The organism is Aquariibacter albus (assembly GCF_014145335.1).
GTDB classification, from domain to species: domain Bacteria; phylum Pseudomonadota; class Gammaproteobacteria; order Burkholderiales; family Burkholderiaceae_C; genus Aquariibacter; species Aquariibacter albus.
In genome coordinates this window covers 350,441-376,007 of sequence record NZ_JACIVI010000001.1, presented here as the reverse complement: position 1 = coordinate 376,007, position 25,567 = coordinate 350,441, and the positions used below count along the sequence as shown (strand labels likewise).

Genomic DNA, 25,567 nt, shown 5'->3' with positions numbered 1-25,567 from the left:
TCAGTCCCGGGTCGCCCGCGCGCGCACGGCAGCCAGGTAGCGCTCGCCGTCGGGCGGCAGGCCGCTGCGCTGCGAGGCCCAGATCATCTCGCCCAGGCATTCCATGGCCTCGTGGTGGGCGGCGTGCATCGAGCCGCGGCGGCGGGCCAGCAACTCGAGGGCCTGGCGGATGCCGCGCGGCTGGTCGATCTGGGCCTGTTCGACCAGGCTCAGGTGCATGGACAGGTGCAGGAAGGGATTGCTGCGACCTTCGTCCACGGTGAAGCGCGCGGCCAGCGCGGCGTCGAGGTCGGCCAGGTCGGCGTGGTATTCGGGGTGCTCGGCGATCCAGTCGGCGGCGATGGCATCCATCGGCGTCAGCGGTTCACCGGCGCGGGCCTTGCGATGGGCCTCGCAGAAGAAGCGGCGGACGTCGTCCTGGCTGGGCTGGTACATGGGCGGATTGTCGACGCAGGCTGGCCGCGAGGCGGCGCCACCCGTCCCGCGCTCAGTCGGCCGGCCAGGCCGGCACGCGCCAGCGGCCCCACAGGGCGGCGCTGCGCAGCAGCACGGTCAGGGTGGCGCCGGCCGCCAGGGCCTGGGCCTCGTCGGCCCCCAGGCTGCGGGCGGCCACCAGGGCCCAGCCGCCGGCGAAGGCGCAGAGGGCGTAGGGGCGGTGGTCGCGGAAGGCGCTGGGGATCTCGTTGCAGACGATGTCGCGCAGCACGCCGCCCATCACGGCCGTGATCACGCCCATCAGCACGGCGATCAGCGGCGGCATGCCGTGCTGCAGGCCGAGCTGGGTGCCGGTGGCGGTGAACAGGCCCAGGCCCAGGGTGTCGGGCCAGACGATGGCGCGGCGGGTGGGGCGCACATGGCGGCGGCGCATCCACAGCATGGTGATCAGGCCCAGACCCAGCAGGAACCAGACGTAGCCGCTGTGCTCGACCCAGAAGAAGGGCCGGCGGTCGAGCAGCACATCGCGCAGCGTGCCGCCGCCGAAGGCCGCGAGGCCGGCCACGGCCAGGGCGCCGACCACGTCGAGCCGCTTGTGCGCGGCCTCCATCAGGCCGCTGAGCGCGAAGGCAGCGATGGCCGCGATCTCCACCAGCAACAGGGCGGTTTGCAGGCTCAGCGGATCGGGCGGCAGCATGGCAGGCGGGGCAGGACGGCAAGGGGCGGGCCGGCGCGGCGCCGCCGGCCACGGCAGTGTGCCGGGGCGGGCCGGCGGCCGACGCTGTGGGAACTGCGCAGGCCGCCCCTACCATCGCGGCCCATGGCCCCCAACGACCTGCTGCCGGCCTCCGGCAACCTCTACGACGCGATCCGTGCGGGCTTCCCGACCGAGCTGGACCGCCCGGCCCTCGAGCTGGCCGACGGCCGCGCCTGGCGCTGGCGCGACCTGGACGCCGCGAGCGCCAAGATCGCCAACTTGCTGCTGAGCCTGGACCTGCCGGCCGAGCCCGACGGCAGCCCGCCGCGGCTGATGGTGCAGACCGAGAAGTCGCCCGAGGCCCTGCTGATCTTCCTGGCCGCGCTGCGCGCCGGCTTCGTCCACGTGCCGCTCAACCCGGCCTACCGGGGCGAGGAGATGCAGCACTTCATCGAGGACGCCCGGCCGGCCGTGCTGGTCTGCCGCCCGGCGGACTTCCCGGCCCTGTCCACCCTGGGCTTTCCGCGCGGCGTGCGCCATGTCTATACCCTGGGCAGCGAGGGCGAAGGCACGCTGATCGACCGGGCCAGCTTCCACCCCGAAGCCTGCGCCACCCGGCCCTGCGCGCCGGGCCAGACCGCGGCGCTGATCTACACCAGCGGCACCACCGGCCGCAGCAAGGGCGCGCAGCTCGGCCATGCGGCCCTGCTCGCCAATGCGTGCATCGTCGGCCGGGCCTGGGGCTGGACCGGCGCGGACGTGCTGGTGCATGCCCTGCCGATCTTCCACATCCACGGCCTCTTCGTGGCCGCGATGGGCGCGCTGCTGCACGGCAGCACCCTGCGCTGGCTGGACCGCTTCGAGTCCCAGGCCGTGCGGGCGCAGCTGCCCGGCGCCACCCTCTTCATGGGCGTGCCGACGATGTACACCCGCCTGCTGCGCGAGCCCAGCCTGGACCACGCCGCCTGCGCCAGCCTGCGGCTGTGCGTGAGCGGCTCGGCACCGCTGTCGGCCGAGACCTTCGCCGCCTGGGAAGCCCGCACCGGCCACCGCATCCTGGAGCGCTACGGCATGAGCGAGGCCGGCATGATTGCCTCCAACCCCCTGCACGGCCTGCGGCGCCCGGCCACCGTCGGCCCGGCCCTGCCGGGCGTGGGCCTGCGGGTGGTCGATGCCGAGGACCGGCCGCTGCCCGCGGGCGAGACCGGCGCCGTGCAGGTCGCCGGCCCCAGCCTCTTCGACGGCTACTGGCGCCAGCCGGCCAAGACGGCCGAGGCCTTCGTGGCCGACGCGGCCGGCCGGCGCTGGTTCCGCACCGGCGACCTCGGCCGCCTGGACGCCGAAGGCGTGCTGACCCTGGACGGGCGCAGCAGCGACCTGATCCTCAGCGGCGGCCTCAACGTCTACCCGGCCGAGATCGAGCAGGCGCTCGACAGCCTGCCCGGCGTGGCCGAATCGGCGGTGATCGGCGTGCCGCATCCGGACTTCGGCGAGGGCGTGCTGGCGGTGCTGGTGGCTTCCACGAGCCCGCCGCCCGATGCTGCCGCCCTGCTGGCCGCGCTGCGACAGAAGCTGGCCGCGTTCAAGTGCCCGAAGGCCATCGTCTGGACCGAGGCCCTGCCGCGCAATGCCATGGGCAAGGTGCAGAAGAAGCCCTTGCGCGAGCAGCATGCCGGCGCCTTCGCGCCGGGCCCTGCCGCGGGCTGAGGCCTCGCCCCGGCCGGCTCAGGGCGAGGCCTGGCCCTGGGGCGCCGGCTCGATCTGGTATTCGAAGAAGCGCTGGGCCGAGAAGGCGATGGTCGCCATCAGCACGGTCGCGCCCAGCATCAGCGCGCCGATCACGGCGAAGACCGCCGGCCAGCCGCTGTGGCCGGGCGGACCGGCCGGGCGGTGGCGTTCATCCCAGCGCGCATCGGGCATCAGGCCGGCATGCAGCGCAGCCGCCGCGCCGGCCACCAGGGCCAGGCCGAAGAGGGGAATCAGCAGCCAGGCCAGGCGATCGTCCTGGCCATAGTGGTCCATGCGCCACAGGCCCCAGGCGCCGAGCAGGGCCGGCGGCCAGTGCAGCCAGCCGAGCAGGTCATGCAGCCCATGCAGGTAGAAGCGATGCAGGCCGAGGCCCCCGCCGAGGAAGGCGATCCAGGCGGTCAGGGTCTTGGACTTGGCGCGGGCGGAACCGGACATGGCAGGGCGTTGGGGGTCGGGGAAAACAGTCCGGCCCCGGGGCCGGCAGGCGGCATTGTGACCAGCCCGCCCGGCCCCGGCCGCTTCGAGGCCAGACACCCCGCGGAAGCGCTGGCCTGCGGCCCTATAATCGCGGGTTTCGGTGACGGTCGCCCCGTCCCCGGCCATGCGGCGCGGCAAGCGCCCGGACGGCCGGAGAAGGTGCGGCGTATCTACGGCACCGGAGCCCGGGCCGGTGCCCACGCACCGGCCACCAGCCTGCCTGCCCCCGTGTGTCTCCGGGCGAGCGGCGGGCGCACTGAGTGCACTACGTCAAGGAAATCCCATGGTCGTGATCCGACTGTCCCGTGGCGGTTCGAAGAGCCGTCCGTTCTACAACATCGTCGTTGCCGACAAGCGCGAGCGCCGTGATGGCCGCTTCCTCGAGCGCGTGGGCTTCTACAACCCGGTCGCCTCGGGTGCCGAAGAGCCGCTGCGCGTGGCCTTCGAGCGCGTCGACCACTGGGTGAAGAACGGCGCCCAGCTCTCGCCGACCGTCCTGCGTCTGGTCAAGGACGCCAAGGCCAAGGCCGCTCCGGCTGCCTGAGCCCGCTCCGGCCTGCGCCGTGGATCGTCCCCAGGACGTGAGCACACCCGACGGTGAGGCCTGGCCCGCCGATGCGATCGAGATCGGCCGCATCGGCGAGGCCTGGGGCATCAAGGGCGGTTTCCGCGTGCTGCCGCATGCGAGCGAGCCCGAAGCCCTCTTCTCCTCCAAGCGCTGGTTCCTGAAGGAGCCGGAACTTCGCCCGCGTCCGCCGGGCAGCCCGCCCTTGCCGACCCTGCTGCGCATCGTGCAGGCGCGCGAGCATGGCGAGGGCATCGTCGCGAGCGCGCACGATGTCGAGGACCGCAACGCCGCCGAGGCCCTGCGCGGCGCACGCATCTTCGTCTCGCGCAGCAGCTTCCCCAGCGCGGCCGAGGACGAGTTCTACTGGGTCGACCTGATCGGCCTGCAGGTCGTGAACCGCGAGGACGTCGTGCTCGGCCAGGTCGTCGACCTGCTCGACACCGGCGCGCACAGCGTGCTGCGCGTGCAGCCTGCCGCCGTCGAGGGCGAGCCCCCGCCGGCCGAACGCCTGATCCCCTTCGTCGCGGCCTACATCGATGCGGTCGAGCGCGATCTGGGCCGCATCCGGGTCGACTGGGGCCTGGATTACTGAGCGGCCGCGGCCCTGCCCGGGCCGGCCGCCGCGGACGCGATGCGCTTCGACGTCCTCACCCTCTTCCCCGAGCTTTTCGCGCCCTACACGCAGCAGGGCGTGATCCGTCGTGCCTTCGAGGCGCGTGGCGGCCAGCCGCCGGCCCTCGACCTCAAGCTCTGGGCCCTGCGCGATTTCGCCGAAGACGCCTACCGCCGGGTCGACGACCGACCCTATGGCGGCGGGCCCGGCATGGTCATGCTCGTCGAGCCGCTGGTCCGTGCCCTGCGCAGCGTGCGGGCCGAGCAGGCCGAAGCCGGCCTGCCGCGCACACCGCTGATCCTGTTCAGCCCGGCCGGCCGGCCGCTGAACCAGGACCGCGTGCGCGCCCTGGCCGCCAGCCCCGGCGCCGTGCTGCTCTGCGGCCGCTACGAGGGCGTCGACCAGCGCTTCATCGACGCGCATGTGGACGAGGAACTGAGCCTCGGCGATTTCGTGCTGTCCGGCGGCGAGTTGCCGGCCCTCACGCTGATCGATGCCGTCGCCCGCCTGCAGCCCGGCGTGCTGCACGACGCGGCCTCGCACGAGCAGGACAGCTTCGCGGCCGACCACGGCCTGCTCGACTGCCCCCACTACAGCCGGCCCGAGCGCCTGCCCGAGGACGGCGCGGCCGTGCCGCCGGTGCTGCTGTCGGGCCACCATGCGGCGATCGCGCGCTGGCGGCGCGAGCGCCAGCTGGCGCTGACCGCCGCGCGCCGCCCCGAGCTGATCGAGGCCGCCCGCGCCGCCGGCCGCCTCGATGCGCGCGACGAGGCCTTTCTGCGCCGCCTGGCCGAGTCGCCCGCCGATCGCGCCTGAACGCCTGGCGAGGGCCGAGCTTCACGCTATACTCGCAGGCTTTTCCCGATCCTCTGCCAGGTCGGAGCGCGGATTTCCTTGCAGCCCCTCGGGGCCGCCCCGCCTCCCGCAGCACCTTCGCGTGCAGCGCAAATCCAGGACGCCGGCACGATCGCATGAGGACCCCATGGACCTGATCCGTCAACTCGAGCAAGAAGAAATTGCCCGCCTGGGCAAGACCATCCCGGCCTTCGCCCCCGGCGACACCGTGATCGTCAGCGTGAACGTCGTCGAAGGCACCCGCAAGCGCGTGCAGGCCTACGAAGGTGTCGTGATCGCCAAGCGCAACCGCGGCCTGAACAGCAGCTTCATCGTCCGCAAGATCTCCAGCGGCGAAGGCGTCGAGCGGACCTTCCAGCTCTACAGCCCGCTGATCGCCTCGATCGAAGTCAAGCGCCGCGGCGACGTGCGCCGGGCCAAGCTGTACTACCTGCGCCAGCGCAGCGGCAAGTCGGCCCGCATCAAGGAAAAGCTGGCCTGATCGTCCCCACCCGGACGGCCACCCGCCCCGAGAACCGCCACCGCCTCCGCGCGCTGGCGGTTTTTTCTTGCCCGGGGCGAAAGGCCGGCTCCTGTCCCGTGCGATGAGCCTTCCCGCCCCCCTGACGCCCCTGGACCCCGAATCGCTGCCGGTGCTGAGCACTGGTCACGGCGAGCCACAGGTGCCGGCCGAGCGCCTGCAGGCCCGGGCGCTGCGCCGCCACTTCGCCGCGCCGCCTGCCTGGACGCCCGAACTGCTCGGCGACCGCAGCGAGCTGCCGGGAAGCGAGGACCCGCTCACGGAAGCGGCGGTGCTGATCCCGCTCGTCCAGCGCCGGCAGGCCACGGGCGGCGACACGCTTCAGGTGCTGCTGACCCGGCGCACCGCGCAGCTGCGCAAGCATGCCGGCCAGATCAGCTTCCCCGGCGGCCGGGCCGAGGCCGGCGATGCCGGCCCGGTCGGCACCGCCCTGCGCGAGGCGCAGGAAGAGATCGGTCTGGCCACGCCGGCCGTGGAGCTGCTCGGCTGCCTGCCGGTCTACACCACCGTGACCCGCTACCGCGTCACGCCGGTCGTCGGCCTGGTCGACGGCACGGCCCTGCGCCTCCAGGCCGATCCGGCCGAGGTCGGCGAGATCTTCGAGGTGCCGCTGGCCTTCCTGATGGACCCGCGGCACCACGAGCGCCGCGCGATCCCCCAGGCCGAGGGGCTGCGGACGGTCTACAGCATGCCCTGGTCGATGCTGGGGACCGACGGCAGCCCGCGGCGGCAGCTGATCTGGGGCGCGACCGCGGCCATGCTGCGCAACCTCTACCAGCTGCTCAGGGCCTGAGCCCCGGCCGGCTGCCAGCGAGCCCTCGCTATCATCGAGCGCATGAGCTTTTTCTCGGTGTTGCTAGCGCTGCTGATCGAGCAGATGCGTCCGCTGCCGCAACGCGCGCTGCCGCACGAAGCCATGTTGAGCTGGACGCGCTGGATCGGACGCAACTTCGACGCGGGCCGCGGCCACCACGCCTGGATCGTCTGGGGCCTGGGCGTCGTCGGCCCGGCACTGCTGAGCGCGCTGATCGCCCTGCTCCTCGGCCATTTCAGCCTGCTGCTGGCCCTGGCATGGAACATCCTGGTGCTCTACCTGACGCTCGGCTTCCGCCAGTTCAGCCACCACTTCACCCGCATCCGCGATGCGATCGACCGGGGCGACGAAGATGCCGCCCGTGCCGCGCTGACCGACTGGCGCGGCACCGAGCGCCAGGAGCTGCCGCGCAGCGAGCTGCTGCGCCAGGTGATCGAACATGCGCTGATGGCCGCGCACCGCCACGTGTTCGGCGTCTTCTTCTGCTTCATCGTCTTCGCGATGTTCGGCCTGGGACCGGCCGGTGCGGTGCTCTACCGCCTGGCGGAGTTCCAGACCCGCTACTGGTCGCACAAGCAGAGCCAGAGCGGCGTGCCGGCCAATGCGCGCCTGCTCGCCGTGGCCCGGCAGATGTTCGACCGGATCGATCATCTGCCGGCCCGGCTGACGGCCTTCGGCTTTGCCGTGGTCGGCAACTTCGAGGAGGCGGTGGCCTGCTGGCGGCGTGACGCCCTGCTGTGGGCCGACCGCAACAAGGGCACGGTCCTCGCCGCCGCGGCCGGCGCCGTGGGCCTGCGCCTGGGCGCGGCCCCGGGCGGCTGGGCGCCGGATCAGGCCCTGGGCCCGGCCACCGGCCCCGGCACGCCGGGCCAGCGGCCCGAGCCCGGACACCTGGGCAGCGTCGTCGGCCTGGTCTGGCGCTCGGTGCTGCTGTGGATGCTGCTGCTGGCCCTGCTGACCCTGGCCAATCTCATCGGCTGAGCCCGGGGGCCGCGGGTCAGCCGGCCCGGCTGCGTCCGGGCCGCAGGCGGGCTTCGTGCAGCGCGTGCAGGGTGATCTTGCGGACCTCGGTCTTGCTCTGCTCGATGTGGCTGCGCAGCAGCGACTGGGCCTGATCCGTCTTGCGCTGGATGACCGCGCGCAGGATCTTCGCGTGCTCCTGATAGGTCGCCTCGATGCGGTCGGCACGGGTGAAATCGAGGCGTCGCACGATCCGGATGCGCTCGGTCACCTCCTGATGCACGCGGGCGATCTCGGCATTGCCGGCGGCCTGCACCAGGGCCGCGTGGAAGGCCTCGTCGAGCGCGCCGACCTGTCGGCCGTCGTCCAGGCGCTCGGCGGCCGGCACCAGCCAGACGGCGCGCAGCGCGGCCAGCTCGGGCGGATCCTCGCTGCGATGCGCGAGCCGGGCCAGGCAGGCGGTCTCCAGCAGGATGCGCAGGTCGTAGAGCTGCTCCAGGCGATCGAAATCGATCGGCCGCACGAACCAGCCGGTCTTGGACTCGACCTCGATGAAGCCTTCGTTGCGCAGCCGGAACAGGGCCTCGCGCACCGGGGTGCGGCTCACCCCGAGGCGCTGGCCGATCTCGACTTCGGTGAAGCGGTCGCCCGCGATCCACAGGAAGTCGTGCAGCTCGGCCTTCAGCCGGGTGTAGACCTGTTCGGCCAGCTTGCCGCGGGGTGGCAGATCGCTTGGGAAAACGTCGACGGACATCCCGCGATCATCCGACAAAGTGCCCGCGTCCCCGCCCGCGGGGCCGGCATGCGACGGCCGGTGCGCAGGGGGGCGCCGGCCGTCCGGTCGGGCCGGGCATCAGGCCGAAGCCGGCAGCAGCGCGGCCTCCAGCGCCGCCAGCGGCGCGGCCCAGCCGACGATGCCGCCCTGGGCCACCAGCATCTCGACCACGGCGGCATGGAAGGCCGGGAAGTAGCTGGCTGCGCAGTCCTCGACGAGCAGGCATTCGTAGCCGCGGTCGTTGGCCTCGCGCATCGTCGTCTGCACGCAGACCTCGGTGGTCACGCCGGCGATCAGCAGATGGGTGATGCCGCGCGCGTGCAGGATCGCGTCCAGGCCGGTCGCATGGAAGGCGCCCTTGCCGGGCTTGCGGATCACCAGGTCGCCGGGCTGCGGCTTCAGCGCCGGCACGAAGTCGGCGCCCGGCTCGCCGGCCACCAGCACGCGGCCGAGCGGGCCGGGGTCGCCGATGCCGCAAGCCAGGCCGCCGCGCGCCTTCTTCGAGGGCGGGCAGTCGGCCAGCAGGGGGTCGTGCGCCTCCTGGGTGTGGAGGACCTGCATGCCCTGCGCGCGGGCCAGGGCCAGCAGGCGCTGGCAGGCCGGCACGATGGCCTGCAGCGGGCGCACATCGTTGCCCAGCAGTTCGCCGAAGCCACCGGGCTCCAGGAAGTCGCGCTGCATGTCGATCAGCACGACGGCGGTGTGCGCCGGGTCGAAGGCATAGGCATAGGGTCGGGCGGCGAGGGTAGGCATCAGGCAGCCTCCGGAAGGGCGGGGGGTTCGAGGCGCTCGCCGGCCATGGCACGGCCGATGGTCGCGAGGTCCAGGCCGGCGGCGGCGGCGTCCAGCACGATCTCGCCATGCGACAGCACCAGCAGGCGCGTGGCCAGGGCCAACAGCTCGTCGAGGTCCTCGCTGATCAGCAGCACGCCGCAGCCGGCATCACGCGCGGCACGCAGCCGGGCATGGATCTCGGCGCTGGCCTGGAAGTCCAGGCCGAAGCAGGGGTTGGCGACGATCAGCAGGCGCGGAGCGCCCTCCAGCTCGCGGGCCAGCACGGCACGCTGCACATTGCCGCCGGAGAGGGTGTCGATCGGCGCCTCCGGGCCCGGGGTCTTCACCCCGTAAGCCGCGATCTTCTCGACCGCCTGCGCGCGCAGCGCGCGGCGCGACAGCCAGGGCCCGCGCGCAAGCGGCGGCCGGTCGAAGCGGCGCAGCGCCAGGTTCTCGGCCACCGGCAGTCGGCCCACGCAGGCACGCTGCAGCGGCTCCTCGGGCAGGCTGCGCACGCCGTGGCGGGCCATCTGGGCGCGGGTCGGGCGGTAGGCCTGGCCATCGACCTCGACCGTGCCGGCCGCACGGGGCAGCACACCGGTCAGGGCGTCCATCAGTTCGCGCTGGCCGTTGCCCGAGACGCCGGCGATGCCGACGATCTCGCCGGGCTGCACCGCCAGCGACAAGCCGTCGAGCACCGGCAGGCCAGCCTCGCCGAGCACGCGCAAGCCGTGGACGCGCAGGCGCGGCGTGCCAGCGACGGGCGGGGCGGCAAGGGGCGCCGTCGCGATGGCCGGCGCCGGCCCGGGCGCCTCGCCCAGCGGCAGCGCCGGGGCGGCCTGGCCCATCATCCAGCCGGCCAGCTCGTCCCGGTGGGTGGCTGCCACGCGGGCACCGCCGGCCGGGCGGCCGCGGCGCAGCACCGTTACCTCGTCGCAGTAGCCGAAGACCTCGCGGAACTTGTGGGTGATGATGAGCACGCTCAGCAGGCCCTCGCGGCACATCGCGCGCACGCGGCCCAGCACCTCGTCGGCCTCCTGCGGCGTCAGCACTGAGGTCGGCTCGTCCAGCACCAGGAAGCGCCGCTTGGCGTAGAGCGCCTTCAGGATTTCGAGCTTCTGCTTCTCGCCGGCCGCCAGATGGGCGACCCGCGCGTCGAGCGACAGCGGGAAGGGCGCGGTGGCCATGAAGTCGGCCAGCGCCGCGCGCTCGGCCCGCCAGTCGATCAGCGCGCCCAGGTCGCGCCGCGCCAGCGCCAGGTTCTCGGCCACCGTCATGCCCGGCACCACGGTGAAGTGCTGGAAGATCATGCCCAGGCCCAGCGCCGCCGCCTCGCGCGGGCTGGTGATCAGCTGCTCGCGGCCATCGACCAGCACCGTGCCGCGATCCGGCCGGTAGAAGCCTATGAGCGACTTCACCAGGGTCGACTTGCCGGCCCCGTTCTCGCCGAGCAGGGCATGGAAGGAGCCGGCCTCGACCGTCAGGGACACCGCGTCCAGCGCCTGCAGCGCGCCGAAGCGCTTCGAGAAATCGATCATCTCGACCCGGGCCGCGCCGGTCGGGATGAGCTCGGGAGGAATGCGCATCGTCATGGTCGGCTTCCTTTCAGGCCATCGCGGCCAGCAGCGCGGCCGAGGACGCCACCGCACCGAACACCCCGCCCTGCATCGTCACCATCTTCAGCGCCGCGGCATGGTTGCCCGGATCGGTGGCGGCGGTCGCGTCCGAGACGATCACGCACTCGTAGCCGCGGTCGTTGGCCTCGCGCATCGTGGTGTGCACGCAGACATCGGTGGTCACGCCCGTCAGGATCAGCTTGCGGATGCCGCGCAGCTGCAGCAGCAGCTCCAGGTCGGTGGCGCAGAAGGAGCCCTTACCCGGCTTGTCGATGATCGGCTCGCCATCCTGCGGCGCCAGCTCGGGGATCAGCTGCCAGCCCGGCTCGCCGCGCACGAGGATGCGGCCGCAGGGCCCGGCATCGCCGATGCCGACCCCGTCCCGGCCGATCTGCCGGGAGCGCCAGCGCTTGTTGGCCGGCAGGTCGGACAGGTCGGGACGGTGGCCTTCGCGGGTGTGGATCACCGTCAGGCCCAGCGCGCGGGCGCGGGCCAGCAGGGCCTGGATCGGGCCGATCGGCGCGCGCACCGCCGACAGCTCGTAGCCCATGCGCTCCACGTAGCCGCCGTGGCCGACGAAGTCGACCTGCATGTCGATCACGAGCAGCGCGGTGTCGGCGGCCGACCAACCCCCGTCGAAGGGCCAGGCATAGGGCTGGGCGTCGACCGGCGCCAGCATGCGGGGCAAGGGATTCATCGCGGCATCTCCCCAGGCTCAGCGGTTGAGCGAGAGCTCGCCCGGCGCGCCGTCGCCGGGGCCGGGTCGGCCCAGGCCGATCAGCAGCGCCAGGGTCAGCACGTAGGGCAGCGCGGCCAGCAGGTAGTAGCCCTGGCTGTAGCCCAGGGCCTGCAGGGCCGGGCTGATCGCGCTGGCACCGCCGAACAGCAGGCCGGCCAGGATGCAGCGGCGCGGATCCCAGCGCGCGAAGATCACCAGGGCCACCGCCATCACGCCCTGGCCGCTCGAAAGGGCTTCGCTCCAGGCGCCCGGATAGACCAGCGACAGCGAGGCGCCGCCCACCCCCGCACAGGCGCCTCCGAAGGCGGTGGCAGCGATGCGGTAGCCGGCCGGCGAGAGACCGAAGGCGCGCGCCGCGTTCTCGCTGTCGCCCACCACCCGCAGCCGCAGGCCGAAGCGGGTGCGACCCAGCGCCCAGGCGGTCGCGAAGGCCAGCCCCACACCCAGCACGAAGAGCGGGTTGATCGCCAGCGCCGCGCGCACCGCCTGGTGCTCGGACCAGTCGCCCAGCGGCAGGGCTGGCAGGTCGGGCGCGCCGGGCTGGATCAACGGCTTGCCCAGCCAGAAGGCCAGGCCCGAGCCGGCCAGCATCAGGGCGATGCCCAGGGCCGTGTCATTGACCCGCGGCAGGCTGCACAGCGCACCGTGCAGCAGGCCCAGGGCCACGCCGACCCAGGCCGCGGCGAACACGCCCAGCCAGGGCTGGCCCGTGGCCAGGGTCACGGCATAGGCCGTCATCGCGCCCATCAGCAGCGTGCCCTCCAGGCCGAGGTTGATGCGGCCGGCCTTCTCGGTCACCGTCTCGCCCAGGCTGACCCAGAGCAGCGGGGTGCCGACGCGGATCGCGCCGCCCAGGATGGCCAGCGGGACGCCCCACCAGCCCAGGATGTCGGTCTCAGCCATGGCGGGCCCGTCCTTTCCACGAGAAGCTCCGGCCGCGCAGGCTTTCGCAGGCGATCAGCGCGACGAAGGCAAAACCCAGCAGCACCGTGACCGCCGCATCCGGCAGCCCCAGGCGTCGCTGCAGCAGGCTGCCGCTGGCGGCGATGCCGCCCACCAGCAGGGCAACCGGCACCACGCCGGCCGGCGAGAAGCGCGCGGCAAAGGCGATCAGGATGCCGGTGTAGCCATAGCCGGCGATCAGCGAGGCATTGGCTGCGCCGTGGATGGCGGCCACCTCCACCGCACCGGCCAGGCCGGCACAGGCCCCGCCGACCGCGCAGGCGCCGATCGTCAGCCCCGCCACCGGCAGGCCGACGCCCAGCGCAGCACGCGGGTTGCCGCCCGCCACGCGCAGGGCCAGGCCCAGCGGCGTGAAGCGGATCACCAGCCAGGCCAGCAGGGCCAGGCCCAGCCCCAGGCCCAGGCCCCAGTGCACTTCCAGGCCCGGCAGCGGCGGCAGCAGCAGCTCGTCGGGCAGCGGATGGGTGGACGGCTTGTTGAGGCTGGCGGGATCGCGCAGCACGGTCTCGACCATCTGGTTGAACAGCGCGAGCGCGATGAAGGCCATCAGCAGGCTGGCGATGGTCTCGTTGACTTCCCGCGCCTCGCGCAGCCAGCCGACCAGACCGATCCAGACCGCCCCGGCCAGCGCGCCGGCCACCGCCATCGCCGGCCAGACCAGGGCCGCGCCCTGCCCCGCCGACGCCAGCCCATGGCCGACCGCCGCGGCCGCCAGGCCACCCAGCACCAGCGCCCCCTCGGCGCCGATCACGACGCGGCCGGCCTGCGCGGGCAGCGCCACGGCCAGGCCGGTCAGGATCAGGGGCGCCGCGCGCTGCAGCGTGTTCTGCCAGGCAAAGCTGTCGCCGAAGCCGCCTTCGAAGATCAGCAGCCAGACCTCGATCGGACGGAAGCCCGCCAGCGCGACGGCCAGCGAGAACAGCAGCAGGGTCAGCAGCAGCGCGGCTGCGACCGGCATCAGGCCGGCCGCCAGCGAGCGGCCGGGCGGGAGGGCGGCGGAGGAGGCCATGGCCGGGCGTCCTGGCTCAGCCCGGGAGGCTGCCGACCACGCCCTCGACCAGATAGTTCATCTGTTCGAGCAGCGGATCGAACTGACCCAGGCCGGCGCCTGCCGGGATGACGACCTTGCCCTGGTTGTCCTTCAGGCCGCCCTTGAAGATGACGTAGCCGCTCTTGAGCATGGCGGCCTTGACGGCATCGGCCTGCTTGCGCGCGGCTGCGCCGACCGCCGCGCCATAGGGCGACATCTTCACGTAGCCGTCCTTCAGGCCGCCGCGCAGCAGGTTGGGCATGGGCGCGCCGCTCTTGAGCGCGGCAATCTGCGCGGCATAGGGCGTGGACCAGTCCCACTCGGCGCCGGTCAGGTAGCCCTTGGGCGCGAGCGCGGCCTGGCTGGCGTGGTAGCCGCTGCAGAACACGCCGCGCTTCTCGGCGGTCTCGACGATGACCTTGGGGCTGTCGACATGGCAGGTCAGCACGTCCACGCCCTGGTCGATCAGGCTGCCGGCGGCCTCGGCCTCCTTCACCGGCATCGACCATTCCCCGGTGAAGATGATGCGGGTGGTGATGCTCGGGTCCACCGAGCGCGCGCCCATCGTGAAGGCATTGCAGTTGCGCAGGATCTGCGGGATGGGCTTGGCCGCGACGAAACCCAGCTTCTTGCTCTTGCTGCTGTGCGCGGCCACGATGCCGGCCAGGTACTGGCACTCGTCGATGTAGCCGAAGTAGCTGCCGGTGTTGGCCGGATGCTTGCCGGCCGTCCACAGGCCGCCGCAGTGCGCGAAGCGGACCTTCGGGTACTTGGCCGCCATCTTCAGCATGTGCGGGTCGAAGTAGCCGAAGGAGGTCGGGAAGAGCAGGGTCGCGCCGTCCTGCCGGATCATGGCCTCCATGGTCTTCTGGACCGCGGCGGTCTCGGGCACGTTCTCTTCCTCGACCACCTTGAAGCCCTGGGTCTTGAGCGCGGCCGCGGCGGCGGCCTGGGCCTGGTTGTAGCCAAAGTCGCCGCGCGGGCCGACGTAGATCACGCCGATCACCGGCGCCGCCTGGGCCCGGGCGGCGCCAAGCGCACCGGGCAGCAGCAGGCTGGCGCCGAGTGCGCCGCCGCCGGCCAGCCAGTGGCGGCGGCCGGGCGAGGCCGGGCCGCGGGCGGCCTCGGTCGGGCAAGCATCGGTGGGAATGTGGTCGGCGCGGGACATGGGCGAAACCTCCGGTGGGGATGGGCGGGGCGCAGGGCGCAGGGCGCGGGGTCGTCAGGGCGCGGCGGGCGGCTCGGCGCCCGGCGGCTCGGGGGGATCGAGGTCGATCAGGCTGACGTGGGCCGCCACCACGCGCCAGCCGCCCTGGCCGGGCTGCGCGGTGCGGATCCAGGTCTGGCTCTGGCGGCCGATGCGCTGCAGCCGGCCGGCCTGCAGGAAGGCGGGGCGGATGAACTCGGTCATCGCGGTGCCGCAGTCGGGGCCGTGGGCGGTGATGAGGGTGCGGCGCAGCGTGCGCGCCAGGCCGGTGGCCGGCCGGCCGGCGCGGAAGGCGCGGATGGCCTCGATGCCGTAGAGGTTCTCGCCGATGCCGTAGCGCACGGTCTGCGGCGAGGCGAGGAAGAGCGCATCGAGGGTGTCGAGGTCGTTGGCGACCAGGGCCGCTTCGTAGACCGCGAAGACGGCCTCCAGCTCGGCTTGGGCGGCCGGCCAGGGGGAGGGGGTAGTCGACATCGCGCAGGCCTTCTCAGTTGAGCGCGGCCACGGGCGCGCTGCAGACGCCAGCGGCCTCCAGCGCGGCGGCGGCACGCAGGGCCTGGCCCTCGCACCAGGGCGCGGCAATCAGCTGCACGCCGATCGGCAGGTGCGGCTGCGCGGCATCGCAGCCCCAAACCGGCACGGTGACGACCGGCAGCCCGATGCAGGAGATGGGCTGGCTCATCACGCCGAAGTTCGGCCGGGCCGGCAGGCGCTGGCCGTCCAGCTCGATCCACTCGGTGCCGAGCGGCTGGGCCACGCAGGGGGTGGCCGGGGCGATCAGCAGCTCGCACTGGGCGAACAGGCGGGCGGCGTGCTCGGCGAAGCGGCGCCGCATGCGGTGGGCCTGCTGCAGCCAGGCGGCCGGCAGAAGCGCGCCGGCCAGCAGGCGGTCGCGGATCAGCGGTTCGAAGTCGTCCGGGCGGCGGCGCAGATTGGGCAGGTGCAGGTTGCCGGCCTGGGCGTTGGTGATCAGGAAGGCGGCAGCGCGGCCGGCCTCGACCTCCGGCAGCTCGGCCCGGCGGCGGGTGCCGAGTGCCGCGGCCACGCGGGCGACGGCCGTGCGGGCGGCCGGCTGGGCCATGCGCTCGAACCAGCCGCCGAGCACGGCACTGCGGAGGCCGTCGAGGCCGCGGCCCAGTTCGCGCAGCACCGGCTCGGCCGGACGCGGATCGCAGCCCGGGTCGGCGGCGTCGGGGCCCTGCATGGCGTCGTAGCTCAGGGCCAGGTCGCGGGCGCTGGAGGCAAAGGGTCCGAGGTGGTCCAGGTCCGGCACGAAAGGGAAGCTGCCGTGGCGCGGCAGGCGGCCGAAGGTCGGCTTGAGGCCGAAGATGCCGCACTTCGAGGAGGGCACGCGGATCGAGCCATTGGTGTCGGAGCCGATCGTCAGCGGCACCTGGCCGGCCGCCACCGCCGCGCCGCAGCCGCCCGAGGAGCCGCCGGCGCTGCGGCCGAGGTCGTGCGGATTGCGGGTCGGGCCGACATGCGAGTTCTCGGTGGTGAAGCCGTAGGCGTACTCGTCCATGTTCAGCGCCCCGACCAGGATGGCGCCGGCCGCCTCCAGCCGGCGGATCAGCAGCGCGTCGCGCGCGGCCGGCGGGCTGTCGGCCTCGATGCGCGAGCCGGCCAGGGTCGGCAGGCCGGCAATGTCGAACAGGTTCTTGGCGGCGAAGGGCACGCCGGCCAGCGACAGGCCGCTGCGGTGGGCATGGCGGTCGATGCGCTCGGCGCGACGCAGCGCACGCTCGGCCAGCACGGCGGTGAAGGCATTCACGCGACCGTCGGTGGCGGCGATGCGGGCCAGGCTGTGCTCGACGGCAGCCCGCGCGCTGAGCTCGCCCTGGCGCACCTGGCGGGCGAGGCAGGCGGCGTCGCGCGGCACGGCGGGGCTCATGCCCCGCCCTCCGGCTCGACCGGACGGAACACGCTGCCCGACTCGGCCTGCGGCGCCAGCGGCACCGCGAACACGCTGGCCGCCATCTGCGCCGACAGGCCCAGGTAATGCAGCACGCCCGGGCGATGGGCCGCGGCGATCGGCAGGCCGAGCACGGCCGCCTGCGCTTCGAGCAGCGCGGCCAGGGCCTCGGGGCCGGGCATGGGGAAGGGGGCGGACGGGTCGGGCATGGCGGGAAGGCTTCGGCAGCGGACGGCTCAGCGGGGGGTGGCAGCCACGGTGGCCGCCAGGTAGGCACGCCAGCCGCCGTGGGCGCTGATGTCCTCGGCGCCCTGCGCGGCCTCGGCCTCGCAGAGGAAGCCATGGACGATGCGGCCGTCGTCGAGACTCAGGCTGCCCAGGCCCAGCGGCGGCGGGATAAGCGCGAGGAAGCTGCCGACATGGCGCTGCGGCAGGGCCCACAGCTCCAGCGCGATCGAGGCGCCGCCGGGCCCCACGCGCAGCAGGCCGGGCTTGGGCGGCACGGTGCCGGGCAGCGCGACCAAGCGGTAGGCCGGCGCGGTGCGGGCCTCGCCGACGAAGACGGCCTCGCGCTCGCGCAGCTGGCCATGCAGCGGCAGGCCGCGCAGGTGGGCGCCGACGACGGCCAGGGTGAGCATGGGCTCGCTGGCCGGCCAGCGCGGCGGCGGCGGGCTGGCCGGCGGCTCAGCCAGACGGCCGGGTGGCAGCGCGGTGGCGGCCTGCCAGGCCTGGCCCCAGCGGGCCAGGGCGGCATCGGCCCCGCCGGCGGCGAGAAAGGTCACGCCGAAGGGCAGGCCGACCGGGGTGCGCGCAGCCGGCAGGGCCAGCGCACACCAGCCGAGCAGGTTCACGTAGTTGGTGTAGGTGCCCAGGCGGCTGTTGACGCCGATCGGATCGGCCGCGACGGCGTCGAAGCGCGGATGGGTCGGCGCCGTGGGCACCATCAGCGCATCGACCTCGGTCCACAGCCCGGCGAGGCGGGCACGCCGGCCGCGCAGCGCGTACAGGCCCTTGAAGGCGTCGGCGGCCGTCTGGCCGCGGGCGCGTCCGATCACGGCGGCCACGGTGGGGTCGAAGACCTCGGGCGCCGCGTCGAGCAGGGCGCCGACGGCGGCCTGCCGCTCGGCCACCCAGGGGCCGTCGTAGAGCAGGCGGGCGGTGGCGTGCAGCGGCTCGAAGTCCAGCGGCACCAGGGTGGCGCCCAGGGCCTCGGCACGGGCGCAGGCAGCGGCCCAGGCGGTGTCGTAGCCGAGCTCGCCGTCGAGGTCGGGCAGGCGCGGCACGCCCAGGCGCAGCGGACCCGGCCAGGACGGCAGGCCGGGACGGAAATCGCTGTAGGCGTCGCCGGGGTCGGGGCCTTCGATGCAGGCCAGCAGCTCGGCGGCGTCCTCCACGGTCAGCGCGAAGATCGACACGCAGTCCAGCGTGCGGCAGGCCGGCAGCATGCCGGCATTGCTGACCCGGCCCGGGGTGGGCTTGAGGCCGACGATCTGGTTGAAGCCGGCCGGCACGCGGCCCGAGCCCGCCGTGTCGGTGCCGAGCGCGAAAGGCAGCAGGCCCGCGCCCACCAGCACCGCCGAGCCCGAGCTGGAGCCGCCGCTGATGCGATCCGCGGCCAGCACACTGGCCGGCGCCCCCCAGGGCGAACGGGTGCCGACCAGGCCGGTGGCGAACTGGTCGAGATTGGTCTTGCCGAGCAGCACCGCGCCGGCGTCCAGCAGGGCCTGCACGGCCCGCGCGGTGGCAAGGGCCGGCTCGCGCAGCGCGGTGCAGGCGGCGGTGGTCGGCCAGCCGGCCACGTCGAGGTTGTCCTTGACGGCGAAAGGCAGGCCGAACAAGGGCCAGCGGGCCAGGCGCTCGGCCACCGTCAGGCCGGCGGCGGCCTGCTCCAGCGCATCCAGGCGCTCGGCCACGGCGGCAGCCGGCAGGCGCAGGATCCAGGCGGCCGCCGGGCTCTCGCGGTCCAGCCGGGCGAGACGGGCCTCGATCAGGGCCCGCGGCGCCGCCCCGTCGCGCTGGGCCTGGCGCCAGTCCTCGATCGTGTGCAGCTGGGACGGGTCGGGATGCATGAGTGCTCTCGCTGGTATACAAGCGAGGACGCTTGCACGGCATGTGCCAGCCCGACGACCGCCCCTTCAGACCGGGGGGCTGGCCCGCAGACGCCCTCCGGCGCACGGTGCCAGCGCGGCTGCACGGCCGGACCCCCATCCACTGCCCCCAACGGAAGCCCCAAGCCGGGGCGGGAGGATGGCCCGGGCTGGTGTCGGACGCCCCGCGCGGGGGTGGCCACGGCCCCTATGCACCCACCGAGAATGGGGTTTTGGCTTCCTCCATCGATCGATGCCTCTGCTCCTTCGCCGCGGCCTCGGGCCCCTCGTCGTCCTGGGTGCCCTGCTCCTGACCGGCTGCGCAACGGTGACCACCGCACCCGACCCCCTCGAACGCCGTCCCGAGCCGGACCAGAGCGTGGTGGTGCTCAGCCTGACGGGCAACACCAGCCAGGTGGGAGCCGCCAGCAGCATCTCGGTGCGGCGCTTCGACCTGGCCCATCCCGACCGGGACGAAACCCACGTCCTGCGGCAGGTGGCACCCGGCATGGCGCGCGACACGGCGCTCTACATCGGCACGCTGCCGCGCGGCGAGTACGAGATCCGCAGCTTCGACTACGCCGCCTCGCAGCGCTTCCTCGCGCTCAACGAGCTCACGCGGCGGCGCATCGGCCGCTTCTCGGTGGATGCCGGCAGGCCGGTCGATCTGGGCCGGCTGATCACGACGCCGATGAACACCGAGGTGCTCGTCGGCCGCAGCCTGCGGCAGTCGGACAACCTGCAGCTGATCCACCGCTTCGCCGAGGCCTACCGGTCCTTCTTCGACCGGCCCGACGTGGCGCTGGGCTGGAACACCGGGCGCGACCCGGCCGATCGCGTCGAGGAGTACGCGCTGGCCGTGCCCGTGGGCGCCGACCATCCGGTCGAGCTGGCCGATGGCCGCGTGGTGATGGCCGCGCGCATGGGCACCGCCTGGGTGCGCCAGACCGATGGCCAGTGGGAGGCGGTGCGGGGCGAGGGCCTGGAATCCCTGCTGTGCGTGCGCGCCGGCGACGCGCCGGAACGCGCGCTGGTCGGCGTGGGCGAATTCGGCACGCTGGTGCGCCAGGCCGAGGGCAGCAAGCGCTTCGAGCGCGTTGCCCCCGGCACGCTGCCGCCAGGCAATCTGCTGTTCGTCGCGGGCGACAGCCGCCACGGCTGGTTCCTGGTCCACCAGGCCGGCAGCCGGCTGCAGATCCTGCGCTCCAGCCGGTTCGAGAACGGCGACTGGAGCCCGGTGCGCGAGATCACGCTGAGTCGCAGCCTGTGGAGCGGAGCGGAGCAGTTCTGGGTCTGGACCACGCCGGAAGGCTTTGCCTACGCGACCGGTGACGGCGGCCTGCAGCGCTACGAGCTGGCCAGCGGCCGCTGGACGACCGGCGCGCCGGTGCCACGGCAGCATCGCATCCTCGCGATCGCCGAGGACGGCGGCGGCCACATCGGCCTGCTGACCTCGCCGGGCGCCGGCTTCGCGGGCGCCTTCGCCGGGCAGTTCCTCAGCAGCGACGCCGGCCAGAGCTGGCGCGAGCTGGAAACCGCTTTCAAGATCAAGGTCACGCCGCCACGGCGCGCAAGCAATGGCGATCTGCTCACCCTGGGCGGTGTGTTCAGCAACCCCGAGATGCAGGCCAGCGCCGACCACGGCGTGACCTGGACCAAGCGCGGTGACTTCCTGCTGGACCAGCAGCTGCACATCCTGCCGAGCGGCCTGATGCTGGCCACCTCGCAGGGCGGCCACGGCCTGTTCGTGGTCCGGGCCTCGAAGGACCAGGGCCGCAGCTGGCGCATCGAGTTCAGCAACTTCGATCGCCGGGCCTACGAGGCCCAGCAGAACCGCCGGCGCTGAGCGGGACCGGCCGGCCCCGCGGCGCGGCCGGGGCTCAGCCCGCCAGCCGCGTCCGGTGCCGCGCGACCTGCGCGCGCACCTGCAACGGGGCCGTGCCGCCGAGGACCTTGCGCGCCTCCAGCGAGCCGCGCAGGGTCATCACCTCGAACACATCGGCTTCGATGCGCGCATCGAAGGCCTGCAGCTCGGCCAGCGTCAGCTCGCTGAGGTCGATGCCGCGGCCGATCGCGGTCTTGACCGCATGCGCCACCACCTCGTGCGCATCGCGGAAGGGCAGACCCTTCTTGACCAGGTAGTCGGCCAGGTCGGTCGCGGTGGCATAGCCCTTCTTCGCCGCGCGCTCCATGGCCTCGGGCTTGACGGTGATCCCGCCCACCATCTCGGCAAAGATCCGCAGCGTGTCGCGCAGGGTGTCGACCGTGTCGAACAGCGGTTCCTTGTCTTCCTGGTTGTCCTTGTTGTAGGCCAGGGGCTGGCCCTTCATCAGGGTCACCAGGCCCATCAGGTGGCCGACGACGCGGCCGGTCTTGCCGCGCGCCAGCTCGGGCACGTCGGGGTTCTTCTTCTGCGGCATGATCGACGAGCCGGTGCAGAAGCGGTCGGCCAGGTCGATGAAGCCGAAGCTCTGGCTCATCCACAGGATCAGCTCTTCGCTCAGGCGGCTGATGTGGACCATGCACAGCGTGGCGGCGGCGGTGAACTCGATCGCGAAGTCGCGGTCGCTCACGGCGTCCAGGCTGTTCTGGCAGACACCGTCGAAGCCCAGGCTGCGGGCCACGCGCTCGCGGTCCAGCGGGTAGCTGGTGCCGGCCAGGGCGGCGGCGCCCAGCGGCAGGCGGTTGACGCGCCGGCGCACGTCGACCAGGCGCTCGGCATCGCGCGCGAACATCTCCACATAGGCCAGCAGGTGGTGGCCGAAGCTCACCGGCTGAGCCACCTGCAGGTGGGTGAAGCCGGGCAGGATGACCTCGGCGTTCCTCTCGGCCACGTCGACCAGCGCCGCCTGCAGCGCGGCCAGCAGGGCCAGCAGCTCGTCGATCTCGCCGCGCAGCCACAGGCGCACGTCGGTGGCGACCTGGTCGTTGCGGCTGCGGCCGGTGTGCAGGCGCTTGCCGGCATCGCCCACCAGCTGGGTCAGGCGGGCCTCGATGTTCAGGTGCACGTCCTCCAGGACCAGCTTCCACTCGAACTGGCCGGCCTCGATTTCGGCGCGGATCTGCGCCATGCCGCGCTGGATGGCCGCGCCATCCTCGGCACTGAGCAGGCCCACCGCCTGCAGCATCTCGGCATGGGCCAGGCTGCCGCGGATGTCGGCATCCCACAGGCGGCGGTCGAAGTCGACGCTGGCGGTATAGCGCTGCACCAGCTCGCTCATCGGCTCGGAGAACAGCGCGGACCAGGCCTCGGCCTTCTTGTCGAGCTGGTGGGGGGCGGACGGGGTGCTCATGGGGTTCGGAACCGCTGAAAAGAGGGGCGCCCGGGCGCGGGACGAAGCCGATGATTGTAGAAGTCGGCCCCTGCCGGGCCGGCCGCGGATAATCGGGCGATGTCCCCCTCTGCCCTGCTGGCGTCGGTGACGGAGCTGCTACGCGCCGTCCTGAAGCTCGACGCCCCGGCCGATGGCATCGTCTCGCGGCATTTCCGCGATCAACGCAGCCTCGGCAGCCGCGAGCGTCATCTGCTCGCCGAAACCACCTACACCGTCCTGCGGCTCAAGGCCCGGCTCGCGCATCTGGCGCAGTCCGGCCGCGGTCCGCTCGAGCGGCGCCTGGCCCTGCTCGCCTGGGTCGGCCCCGAATCGATGCTGGAGGCGACCTGCACGCCCGAGGAATACGCCTGGGCCCGCCACGCCCGCGCGATCGACCCGGCCACCCTGCCCGACCCGCAGCGCCACAACCTGCCCGACTGGCTGGCCGCCCCGCTGCGCGAACGGCTCGGCGAGCCGGGCTTCTGGGCCCTCGTCGAGGCCTGCAACCGCAGCGCGCCGCTGGACCTGCGGGTCAATGCCCTCAAGGCCCGGCGCGAGGAGGTGCAGGAGCAGCTGGCCGAAGCCGGCATCGAGGCCCAGCCGACGCCCTGGTCGCCCTGGGGCCTGCGGGTCGAGGGCAAGCCGGCGCTGCAGCGCCTGCCGGTCTTCACCGAGGGCCTGGTCGAGGTGCAGGACGAAGGCAGCCAGCTGCTGGCCCTGCTGACCGAGGCCCGCCGCAGCGAGATGGTCGCCGACTTCTGCGCCGGCGCCGGCGGCAAGACCCTGGCCCTGGGCGCGATGATGCGCAGCACCGGCCGGCTCTATGCCTTCGACACCGCCGGCCACCGCCTGGAGGCGCTCAAGCCGCGCATGGCGCGCAGCGGCCTGTCCAATGTCTACCCGGCGCAGATCGCCCATGCGCGCGACGAGCGGATCAAGCGCCTGTCGGGCAAGCTCGACCGGGTGCTGGTGGATGCGCCCTGCTCCGGCCTCGGCACGCTGCGGCGCAACCCCGATCTGAAATGGCGCCAGACGCCGCAAGCCCTGGCCGAGCTGCAGGACAAGCAGCGCACCATCCTGGCCAGCGCCGCCCGCCTGCTCAAGCCCGGTGGTCGCCTGGTCTATGCGACCTGCAGCCTGCTCGACGAGGAGAACGAGGCCATCGCCGAAGCCTTCGGCGCCGCCCATCCGGCCTTCGTGCCGGTCGCAGCCGACGAGGTGCTGGCCCGCGCGCGCATCGAGAACCCCGCCCCCCTGGTGCGCGGCCCCTACCTGCGGCTGTGGCCGCATGAGCACGGCACCGACGGCTTCTTCGCCGCCGTCTGGGACCGCAAGGCCTGAGCCCCTCCCGGCGCGGCCCGACCCCGGCTCTCGGGCCTTCCGGGCCCCGCAAGCTTGCATTTGTTGCGCCACCGCAAGAACTTGGCCCCCCCTCGGCCTAAAATTGCGGGGCAATTCAAAGGAACGTCATGGATTTACTCGCTGCTGTCTGGTACGGCCTGATCGACGGTCTGGCGCACGGGGCGACCCACGCCAGCATCTGGCAAGTGGTGGTCTACACCCTCGTGGTGACCCACATCACCATCGCCGGGGTCACGCTCTACCTGCACCGCTCCCAGGCGCACCGCGCGCTGGACCTGCACCCCGTCGTCAGTCATTTCTTCCGCTTCTGGCTGTGGCTGAGCACCGGCATGGTGACCAAGGAATGGGTCGCCATCCACCGCAAGCACCACGCGAAGTGCGAGACCGAGGAGGATCCGCACAGCCCCCAGACCCGCGGCATCAAGAAGGTGTTGCTGGAAGGTGCGGAGCTCTATCGCGCCGAGGCCAAGAACCAGGAAACGCTGAGCAAGTACAGCCACGGCGTGCCCAATGACTGGATCGAGCGCAACCTCTACACCCGCTACAGCTGGCAGGGCGTGGGCCTGATGCTGCTGATCAACGTGGGCCTCTTCGGCGCCATCGGCCTGACCGTGTGGGCGGTGCAGATGCTGTGGATCCCGATCCACGCCGCCGGCATCATCAACGGCCTGGGCCATTTCTGGGGCTACCGCAACTACGAGGCGCCGGATGCCTCGACCAATGTCTCGCCCTGGGGCCTGATCATCGGTGGCGAGGAGCTTCACAACAACCACCACACCTACCCGACCTCGGCCAAGTTCTCGGTGAAGCCCTACGAGTTCGATGTGGGCTGGATGTACATCACCGTGCTGTCCTGGTTCGGTCTGGCCAAGGCGCGCAAGACCATCCCGGCGCTCAAGCTCGGCACCGTCAAGGCCCAGGCCGACGCGAAGACGCTGGAAGCGCTGATCGCCAACCGCTACGAGCTGATGGCCCGCTACGGCCGCGAGCTGCAGAAGGCCTGCCTGAGCGAGCTGGCCCGGCTGAAGGCCGAAGGCCACCAGCACAGCGCGCAATGGTCGCGTCTCAACCTGGCCCGCCGCTGGCTGCACCGCGACGACGAGCGCATCCCGCAGGACGTGCGTCCCGAGGTGGCCCAGGCTGTCGCCGATCATCCGGCCCTGAACCAGCTGCACGCCATGCGCGAGGAGCTGCGCCAGCTCTGGACCCGCACGAACGTGTCGGCCGAGCAGCTCGTGCATGACCTGCAAGCCTGGTGCCGCAAGGCCGAGACCAGCGGCAACGCCGCGCTGGCCGGCTTCGCGCAACGCCTGCGCGCCGCCCACGCCTGAGCGCTGCGGCGGCCCGGCCGCCTGCCCCGATCCAGCGCGTGGCCTGCCCCGCGCCCGGCCCCAGGTGCTGCTGAAGCCCTGGGGCCTTTTTCCGTCCGTCCCCGTCCCGAGTCGCCGCCATGGCCCAGCATTTCGAACTGCACCCCCAGGACCCGCAGCCCCGGCTGCTGCGTCAGGCCGCGCAGATCCTGCACCGTGGCGGCCTGGCTGCGATCCCGACCGATTCCAGCTACGCCTTCGTCTGCCATCTCGACGACAAGGAGGCGGCCGCCGCGCTGCGCCGACTGCGCGGCATCGACGAGAAGCACCACCTGACCCTGCTGTGCCGCGACCTGGCCGAGCTGGCCACCTACGCCCGGGTCGACAACCGCCAGTACCGCCTGCTGAAGTCGGCCACGCCGGGGGCCTACACCTTCATCCTGGAAGCGACCAAGGAGGTGCCGCGGCGCCTCTCGCATCCGCAGCGCCGCACCATCGGCCTGCGCGTGCCGGCGCACAAGGTCACGCAGGCGCTGCTGGGCGAGCTGGGCCAGCCCCTGCTGGCCACCACCCTGATCCCGGCCGGCGAGACCGAGCCGCTCAACGATGCCGACGCCATTCGCAGCCGCTACGAGAAGCTGATCGACGCCGTGCTGGATGCCGGCGCCTGCCCGATGCAGCCGACCACGGTGGTCGACCTGAGCGGGGGCGAGATCGCCCTGGTGCGGGCCGGCGCGGGGCCGCTGGCGCCGCTGGGCCTGGACTGAGGGCCGGGCCGCAGGGCCCGACC

At 73.1% G+C, this 25,567-nt stretch carries 26 protein-coding genes; 11 read left to right on the top strand and 15 right to left on the bottom strand.

The window, feature by feature from the left end:
* Both H4F90_RS01755 and H4F90_RS01750 read right to left on the bottom strand, forming a co-directional pair.
* Positions 1–435 (bottom strand): DUF1841 family protein, encoded by a 435-nt coding sequence (locus H4F90_RS01755; protein ID WP_182660899.1) that lies wholly within the window; start codon positions 433–435, stop codon positions 1–3.
* 52 nt (positions 436–487) lie between these two features.
* Positions 488–1,132: a trimeric intracellular cation channel family protein gene (locus tag H4F90_RS01750; RefSeq protein ID WP_182660897.1), complete on the bottom strand. Its 645-nt coding sequence runs from the start codon at positions 1,130–1,132 to the stop codon at positions 488–490.
* Between the two features lie 123 nt (positions 1,133–1,255).
* Here H4F90_RS01750 and H4F90_RS01745 point away from each other — a divergent pair, with 123 nt between their 5' ends.
* The gene (locus tag H4F90_RS01745; RefSeq protein WP_182660895.1) at positions 1,256–2,839 is read left to right on the top strand and encodes an AMP-binding protein; all 1,584 of its coding nucleotides are present in this window, start codon (positions 1,256–1,258) and stop codon (positions 2,837–2,839) included.
* A gap of 18 nt (positions 2,840–2,857) precedes the next feature.
* Here the strand turns inward: H4F90_RS01745 and H4F90_RS01740 are convergent, their stop codons facing one another.
* Positions 2,858–3,316, bottom strand: a complete 459-nt coding sequence (locus tag H4F90_RS01740; protein WP_182660893.1) for a TM2 domain-containing protein — start codon at positions 3,314–3,316, stop codon at positions 2,858–2,860.
* A gap of 325 nt (positions 3,317–3,641) precedes the next feature.
* On the opposite strand from H4F90_RS01740, the gene rpsP reads away from it, so the two are divergent.
* The 6 genes from rpsP (at position 3,642) to H4F90_RS01710 (ending at position 7,709) form a co-directional block, all read left to right on the top strand.
* Positions 3,642–3,902, top strand: a complete 261-nt coding sequence (gene rpsP / locus H4F90_RS01735) for a 30S ribosomal protein S16 (RefSeq protein ID WP_182660891.1) — start codon at positions 3,642–3,644, stop codon at positions 3,900–3,902.
* A 19-nt stretch (positions 3,903–3,921) separates the two neighbouring features.
* Positions 3,922–4,518, top strand: coding sequence for a ribosome maturation factor RimM (rimM, locus tag H4F90_RS01730; RefSeq protein WP_328700793.1), 597 nt, complete (start codon positions 3,922–3,924; stop codon positions 4,516–4,518).
* 39 nt (positions 4,519–4,557) lie between these two features.
* Positions 4,558–5,355: a tRNA (guanosine(37)-N1)-methyltransferase TrmD gene (trmD, locus tag H4F90_RS01725; protein ID WP_182660889.1), complete on the top strand. Its 798-nt coding sequence runs from the start codon at positions 4,558–4,560 to the stop codon at positions 5,353–5,355.
* Between the two features lie 166 nt (positions 5,356–5,521).
* Positions 5,522–5,875: a 50S ribosomal protein L19 gene (gene rplS / locus H4F90_RS01720; RefSeq protein WP_182660887.1), complete on the top strand. Its 354-nt coding sequence runs from the start codon at positions 5,522–5,524 to the stop codon at positions 5,873–5,875.
* Between the two features lie 103 nt (positions 5,876–5,978).
* A complete protein-coding gene (locus tag H4F90_RS01715) occupies positions 5,979–6,707 on the top strand; it encodes a CoA pyrophosphatase (RefSeq protein WP_182660885.1) in 729 nt (242 codons plus the stop codon).
* A 42-nt stretch (positions 6,708–6,749) separates the two neighbouring features.
* Positions 6,750–7,709 carry a CobD/CbiB family protein gene (locus tag H4F90_RS01710; protein ID WP_182660883.1) on the top strand — a complete coding sequence of 320 codons (960 nt, stop codon included), beginning with the start codon at positions 6,750–6,752 and terminating at the stop codon, positions 7,707–7,709.
* 16 nt (positions 7,710–7,725) lie between these two features.
* Here the strand turns inward: H4F90_RS01710 and H4F90_RS01705 are convergent, their stop codons facing one another.
* The 11 genes from H4F90_RS01705 to atzF form a co-directional block, all read right to left on the bottom strand.
* Complete coding sequence (locus tag H4F90_RS01705) at positions 7,726–8,442, bottom strand: GntR family transcriptional regulator (protein WP_182660882.1); 717 nt, start codon at positions 8,440–8,442, stop codon at positions 7,726–7,728.
* A 99-nt stretch (positions 8,443–8,541) separates the two neighbouring features.
* Positions 8,542–9,216 (bottom strand): cysteine hydrolase family protein, encoded by a 675-nt coding sequence (locus tag H4F90_RS01700; RefSeq protein WP_182660880.1) that lies wholly within the window; start codon positions 9,214–9,216, stop codon positions 8,542–8,544.
* Positions 9,216–10,829 carry an ABC transporter ATP-binding protein gene (locus H4F90_RS01695; protein ID WP_182660878.1) on the bottom strand — a complete coding sequence of 538 codons (1,614 nt, stop codon included), beginning with the start codon at positions 10,827–10,829 and terminating at the stop codon, positions 9,216–9,218. Before H4F90_RS01695 ends, H4F90_RS01700 begins: the two co-directional genes overlap by 1 nt.
* A gap of 13 nt (positions 10,830–10,842) precedes the next feature.
* Positions 10,843–11,550, bottom strand: a complete 708-nt coding sequence (gene biuH, locus H4F90_RS01690) for a biuret amidohydrolase (protein WP_235971909.1) — start codon at positions 11,548–11,550, stop codon at positions 10,843–10,845.
* A gap of 18 nt (positions 11,551–11,568) precedes the next feature.
* A complete protein-coding gene (locus tag H4F90_RS01685) occupies positions 11,569–12,495 on the bottom strand; it encodes an ABC transporter permease (protein WP_182660876.1) in 927 nt (308 codons plus the stop codon).
* A complete protein-coding gene (locus tag H4F90_RS01680; protein ID WP_182660874.1) occupies positions 12,488–13,564 on the bottom strand; it encodes an ABC transporter permease in 1,077 nt (358 codons plus the stop codon). The genes H4F90_RS01685 and H4F90_RS01680 overlap by 8 nt, the downstream gene beginning before the upstream one ends.
* A gap of 16 nt (positions 13,565–13,580) precedes the next feature.
* On the bottom strand, positions 13,581–14,753 hold the full coding sequence (locus H4F90_RS01675; RefSeq protein WP_182660872.1) for a BMP family ABC transporter substrate-binding protein: 1,173 nt from the start codon (positions 14,751–14,753) through the stop codon (positions 13,581–13,583).
* Positions 14,754–14,807: 54 nt separating this feature from the next.
* Positions 14,808–15,266 (bottom strand): oxalurate catabolism protein HpxZ, encoded by a 459-nt coding sequence (gene hpxZ / locus H4F90_RS01670; protein WP_182660870.1) that lies wholly within the window; start codon positions 15,264–15,266, stop codon positions 14,808–14,810.
* 13 nt (positions 15,267–15,279) lie between these two features.
* On the bottom strand, positions 15,280–16,683 hold the full coding sequence (locus tag H4F90_RS01665) for an AtzE family amidohydrolase (RefSeq protein WP_182660868.1): 1,404 nt from the start codon (positions 16,681–16,683) through the stop codon (positions 15,280–15,282).
* Entirely contained in the window at positions 16,680–16,913 is a 234-nt protein-coding gene (locus tag H4F90_RS01660; RefSeq protein ID WP_182660866.1) for a DUF4089 domain-containing protein, read from the bottom strand. Before H4F90_RS01660 ends, H4F90_RS01665 begins: the two co-directional genes overlap by 4 nt.
* 27 nt (positions 16,914–16,940) lie before the next feature.
* Entirely contained in the window at positions 16,941–18,773 is a 1,833-nt protein-coding gene (gene atzF, locus H4F90_RS01655; RefSeq protein WP_182660864.1) for an allophanate hydrolase, read from the bottom strand.
* Positions 18,774–19,044: 271 nt separating this feature from the next.
* Here atzF and H4F90_RS01650 point away from each other — a divergent pair, with 271 nt between their 5' ends.
* Positions 19,045–20,637, top strand: coding sequence for an exo-alpha-sialidase (locus H4F90_RS01650; RefSeq protein WP_182660862.1), 1,593 nt, complete (start codon positions 19,045–19,047; stop codon positions 20,635–20,637).
* 34 nt (positions 20,638–20,671) lie between these two features.
* Here the strand turns inward: H4F90_RS01650 and argH are convergent, their stop codons facing one another.
* The gene (gene argH / locus H4F90_RS01645; protein WP_182660860.1) at positions 20,672–22,084 is read right to left on the bottom strand and encodes an argininosuccinate lyase; all 1,413 of its coding nucleotides are present in this window, start codon (positions 22,082–22,084) and stop codon (positions 20,672–20,674) included.
* Between the two features lie 99 nt (positions 22,085–22,183).
* On the opposite strand from argH, the gene H4F90_RS01640 reads away from it, so the two are divergent.
* From H4F90_RS01640 to H4F90_RS01630, 3 genes are all read left to right on the top strand, one after another.
* Positions 22,184–23,446 carry an RsmB/NOP family class I SAM-dependent RNA methyltransferase gene (locus H4F90_RS01640; protein WP_182660858.1) on the top strand — a complete coding sequence of 421 codons (1,263 nt, stop codon included), beginning with the start codon at positions 22,184–22,186 and terminating at the stop codon, positions 23,444–23,446.
* A gap of 128 nt (positions 23,447–23,574) precedes the next feature.
* Entirely contained in the window at positions 23,575–24,798 is a 1,224-nt protein-coding gene (locus H4F90_RS01635) for a DesA family fatty acid desaturase (RefSeq protein WP_182660856.1), read from the top strand.
* A 119-nt stretch (positions 24,799–24,917) separates the two neighbouring features.
* Positions 24,918–25,544, top strand: a complete 627-nt coding sequence (locus H4F90_RS01630) for an L-threonylcarbamoyladenylate synthase (protein WP_182660854.1) — start codon at positions 24,918–24,920, stop codon at positions 25,542–25,544.
* Positions 25,545–25,567: the final 23 nt, after the last annotated feature.

Bases quoted from the DNA above. Each gene is read 5' to 3' on its own strand.
- H4F90_RS01680 (WP_182660874.1), bottom strand. From the start codon at position 13,564: ATGGCCTCCTCCGCCGCCCTCCCGCCCGGCCGCTCGCTGGCGGCCGGC.
- H4F90_RS01740 (WP_182660893.1), bottom strand. From the start codon at position 3,316: ATGTCCGGTTCCGCCCGCGCCAAGTCCAAGACCCTGACCGCCTGGATC.
- H4F90_RS01660 (WP_182660866.1), bottom strand. From the start codon at position 16,913: ATGCCCGACCCGTCCGCCCCCTTCCCCATGCCCGGCCCCGAGGCCCTG.
- H4F90_RS01695 (WP_182660878.1), bottom strand. From the start codon at position 10,829: ATGACGATGCGCATTCCTCCCGAGCTCATCCCGACCGGCGCGGCCCGG.
- H4F90_RS01710 (WP_182660883.1), top strand. From the start codon at position 6,750: ATGAGCTTTTTCTCGGTGTTGCTAGCGCTGCTGATCGAGCAGATGCGT.
- rpsP (WP_182660891.1), top strand. From the start codon at position 3,642: ATGGTCGTGATCCGACTGTCCCGTGGCGGTTCGAAGAGCCGTCCGTTC.
- H4F90_RS01705 (WP_182660882.1), bottom strand. From the start codon at position 8,442: ATGTCCGTCGACGTTTTCCCAAGCGATCTGCCACCCCGCGGCAAGCTG.
- H4F90_RS01700 (WP_182660880.1), bottom strand. From the start codon at position 9,216: ATGCCTACCCTCGCCGCCCGACCCTATGCCTATGCCTTCGACCCGGCG.
- H4F90_RS01630 (WP_182660854.1), top strand. From the start codon at position 24,918: ATGGCCCAGCATTTCGAACTGCACCCCCAGGACCCGCAGCCCCGGCTG.
- H4F90_RS01715 (WP_182660885.1), top strand. From the start codon at position 5,979: ATGAGCCTTCCCGCCCCCCTGACGCCCCTGGACCCCGAATCGCTGCCG.
- H4F90_RS01755 (WP_182660899.1), bottom strand. From the start codon at position 435: ATGTACCAGCCCAGCCAGGACGACGTCCGCCGCTTCTTCTGCGAGGCC.
- H4F90_RS01675 (WP_182660872.1), bottom strand. From the start codon at position 14,753: ATGTCCCGCGCCGACCACATTCCCACCGATGCTTGCCCGACCGAGGCC.
- atzF (WP_182660864.1), bottom strand. From the start codon at position 18,773: ATGCATCCCGACCCGTCCCAGCTGCACACGATCGAGGACTGGCGCCAG.
- H4F90_RS01640 (WP_182660858.1), top strand. From the start codon at position 22,184: ATGTCCCCCTCTGCCCTGCTGGCGTCGGTGACGGAGCTGCTACGCGCC.
- argH (WP_182660860.1), bottom strand. From the start codon at position 22,084: ATGAGCACCCCGTCCGCCCCCCACCAGCTCGACAAGAAGGCCGAGGCC.
- H4F90_RS01635 (WP_182660856.1), top strand. From the start codon at position 23,575: ATGGATTTACTCGCTGCTGTCTGGTACGGCCTGATCGACGGTCTGGCG.
- biuH (WP_235971909.1), bottom strand. From the start codon at position 11,550: ATGAATCCCTTGCCCCGCATGCTGGCGCCGGTCGACGCCCAGCCCTAT.
- H4F90_RS01665 (WP_182660868.1), bottom strand. From the start codon at position 16,683: ATGAGCCCCGCCGTGCCGCGCGACGCCGCCTGCCTCGCCCGCCAGGTG.
- H4F90_RS01650 (WP_182660862.1), top strand. From the start codon at position 19,045: ATGCCTCTGCTCCTTCGCCGCGGCCTCGGGCCCCTCGTCGTCCTGGGT.
- H4F90_RS01750 (WP_182660897.1), bottom strand. From the start codon at position 1,132: ATGCTGCCGCCCGATCCGCTGAGCCTGCAAACCGCCCTGTTGCTGGTG.
- H4F90_RS01685 (WP_182660876.1), bottom strand. From the start codon at position 12,495: ATGGCTGAGACCGACATCCTGGGCTGGTGGGGCGTCCCGCTGGCCATC.
- trmD (WP_182660889.1), top strand. From the start codon at position 4,558: ATGCGCTTCGACGTCCTCACCCTCTTCCCCGAGCTTTTCGCGCCCTAC.
- rplS (WP_182660887.1), top strand. From the start codon at position 5,522: ATGGACCTGATCCGTCAACTCGAGCAAGAAGAAATTGCCCGCCTGGGC.
- H4F90_RS01745 (WP_182660895.1), top strand. From the start codon at position 1,256: ATGGCCCCCAACGACCTGCTGCCGGCCTCCGGCAACCTCTACGACGCG.
- hpxZ (WP_182660870.1), bottom strand. From the start codon at position 15,266: ATGTCGACTACCCCCTCCCCCTGGCCGGCCGCCCAAGCCGAGCTGGAG.